A 2,934-nucleotide genomic window follows, 5' to 3' on the forward strand; every position below is an offset into this window, starting at 1 on the left:
GCTTGCGCTTCCTGTCTCGGTCCCATCATGGCTGATCCCTCCCTTTAGGAAGAATTGAATCAGCAACTTACCAACCGATCAAGCCCGAGTTTTTCAACAAAATAAGCCGATAGCCAGACCTCGTGGTATAAAAAAAGCCGCTTCGCGATTATTTTGGCGACCGCGATCCCGTTGGTTTTGCAGATCTCGATCAGTGGCGCGATGACTGCCGCAGGTATTTCTTCCATGAAGAGCTTGGTTGAGCGCTTCAGTTGGGCCATTACTCTGAGAGGACGGTGATCAGGAACGCGGTACACCATCTCAATGACCGAGAGCCGAACAGAGCGGTCATGTATTCATTGTCCAGGCCCTGTCCCATGTGTGAAGCGACGTTGGATTTCACCAAATATTCTACGGCCGGGAAATCAGGGTCTGCCAGGGTCAATCCGTTCGCAAGATATGTATCCAAGCCACAACAGAAATGGCTAACCAGACACCCGCGCGAAGGGTCATCGCACCAACGGTGCGCATCTCGTAGGCGTTGCCTTGCAACACATGAACGCCGAAGGCCAGGAAAACCAGAACGGTGGCTACCAGAATGCCTGTTGATATCCAGGCCGCTGACCGGTGCCGAAGAAACAGCCCAATACCGGCCACGACATAGGCGAACCCCGCCAGAAAGTTGAACCACAGCACGAAGGGCACCGCATCGCCAACGGCGGTGCGTGCTTCCTCGCCACCAAACAAGGCCCACCCGCCTGAGAAAACGGTCAACGCGCCGAAAACTAATGCTACGCTTGCCGCTACTTTCAGGGCGCGGTTGCCAAGGGTCGCATTTCTCATGTCACGCCCCCTTCCGTTCCATCAAGTAGGCCGTCGCGCAGGTGGAACAGCTTGTCGAACCGGTCATAAATCTTTTCATCATGCGTCACAGCAATGATGCAGGCGTCTTGCTCAGCCGCGAGCTTGCGCATCAAGTCCATCACGATCCCGGCCCGCTGGCTGTCAAGCGCCGCAGTTGGTTCATCTGCCAGAATAATGCGCGGGCTGTTGGCAAGGGCGCGTGCGATGGCCACACGCTGCGCCTCACCTCCGGACAGAAGCGCGGGCATCGCATCCCTGCGGTGACCGACCTCAAGATAGTCCAGCAGTTCGATAGCGCGCCTTTGCGCTTCGATCGTCGATTTTCCAGCCAGTTTCAGCACCAGGGCAACGTTATCTTTGGCATCGAGAAATGGCAGAAGATTATGGAACTGAAAGATAAACCCGATCTTGTCGAGCCGTAGCTTGCGCAGATCGTTTCGCAGCCATTGCTTGTCGTAAACCACCTCATTGTCCAGCGTAACCTTCCCCGTACTCGGAGCAATGATGCAGCCAATGACATTCAGAAGCGTCGTTTTACCCGATCCAGACGGGCCGAGTAGTGCCACTACTTCACCTGCCTGGACTGACAGATCAACACCCTTCAATGCGTCGACGCGAGCATCACCTTCGCCAAAGTGCTTGGAGACATTGGTAACATCTACAATCACGCGGCGCGGATCATTGAGCATGACGTCACCCTCCGATTGCCGTGGCCGGATCGACCTTGAGTGCGGCACGAACGCCAAGGCCGCTGGCGACGATGCAGACAACGAGGATGATCCCTGCCAAAGCGACGGCGTTGATCGGCTCCAACACAACCCGGCGGGGGAAGTAGTCCTTGACTAGCAGGATAAGGATCAGGCCGAAACTCCAGCCAACCGCACCAAGTGCAATGGATTGCTGCACGATCAGCCCGATGATCGTGCGGTCGGGGGCGCCGATCAGTTTGAGTGTGGCGATCTGCTTCAGCTTTTCCATGGTCATCGTGTAGATAATCAGCGCGATTACAACGGCTGAAACGGACAGTAGAATGCCCAGAAACAAACCTATCTGCCGCTTTGCTCGATCCACCACAGACATTAGCAAGATAGACTCCTGATCGGCTTGTGTCAGGGCCCCAAGATGTTTCCATTGGCGCACCGACTGCGCCACTTCTTGCGGGTCTGCAAGCGGTTCAAGCCGCGCGATCACAGCCGCAACGCTGTCCTGACTTTCGAGCAACCCCGCGCCTCGTGCCTGCTGAATGCGTTGCGCCGACGGGGCCAGTTGCGTCTGTAGCACCTGCGCATCGCGTAAAGTGATGAACGCAGCCGGATCACCGGCGGAATTCATCGTATCCTCGACCAACCCGACCACAGTGAAAGGATCGCGGCCCAGTCGGATCACATCACCGACGGACAGTCCGGATTTGGCGTCTGCCACGATTTCGAAATGCGACTGGTTGATCCCACGCCCTACCGTGATTGCTTCGGGTCCACTGGGGTGACCTGGCTCGTATCCGATCACGTACAGGCGTAGCGTTTCGCCGCGAAAGGGCGCCTCGACGGTCTGGTATGTGATGCTGCCCGCTTCGGCCACACCATGCAATCGCCCCACGGCATCACGGGTTCCGTCGGGAATTTTTGAGGCTTCTGCAAACGGCCCGCGTGTGCCAGTTTCAACAATCCAAAGATCTGCTCGCGGTGCTTTGACAATATTCAGCGCGTCTGCAACCAGTCCATTGTAAATACCAATCATTGCCAGCACGACCGCCATCAGAAGGCTGAGGCCGAGGCAAGTCAGAACGAAGCGGAACAGATTGTGACGCACATCGCGGTAGGCGAGGTTCATGGCGCATTCCTCTCGACGACCCGAACCATGCGCCCTTCAGACAGCCCTTTAACGGGTGCCAAGATGACCTGCGAGCCATTGGGAATACCACTAACCAGCTCGACCCGAGCATCCTCAGTCCGGTGCCCGAAAACTGCTGACACCTGATGCTGTCTGATGTCAGCACCAATGGGACAGTTTAGGTCGATTTGATAAGAGAGGGTTTCTGGCTCATCGTAACCGCCAAGGAGTGGAGATGAGAAAGAAACCCGGAACCAAACA

The 2,934-nt window shown here is 56.3% G+C and carries 4 protein-coding genes and 1 pseudogene; all 5 read right to left on the reverse strand.

Translation table 11 applies throughout. From position 1 onward, the window contains the following. Positions 1-59: 59 nt before the first annotated feature. Positions 60-260, reverse strand: a complete 201-nt coding sequence (locus AC2FNC_RS20570) for a hypothetical protein (protein ID WP_496716536.1) — start codon at positions 258-260, stop codon at positions 60-62. Positions 261-420: 160 nt separating this feature from the next. Beyond that, positions 421-822, reverse strand: coding sequence for a hypothetical protein (locus tag AC2FNC_RS20575; protein WP_480520745.1), 402 nt, complete (start codon positions 820-822; stop codon positions 421-423). Then, positions 819-1,532 carry an ABC transporter ATP-binding protein gene (locus AC2FNC_RS20580; protein WP_480477790.1) on the reverse strand — a complete coding sequence of 238 codons (714 nt, stop codon included), beginning with the start codon at positions 1,530-1,532 and terminating at the stop codon, positions 819-821. Before AC2FNC_RS20580 ends, AC2FNC_RS20575 begins: the two co-directional genes overlap by 4 nt. 4 nt (positions 1,533-1,536) lie before the next feature. Beyond that, positions 1,537-2,673 (reverse strand): ABC transporter permease, encoded by a 1,137-nt coding sequence (locus tag AC2FNC_RS20585; protein ID WP_496716539.1) that lies wholly within the window; start codon positions 2,671-2,673, stop codon positions 1,537-1,539. Then, positions 2,670-2,934 (reverse strand): annotated as a pseudogene (locus AC2FNC_RS20590) (hypothetical protein); the annotation flags it as partial. The gene AC2FNC_RS20585 and the pseudogene AC2FNC_RS20590, both read right to left, overlap by 4 nt.

Source organism: Ruegeria sp. BHSA123, assembly GCF_059613425.1.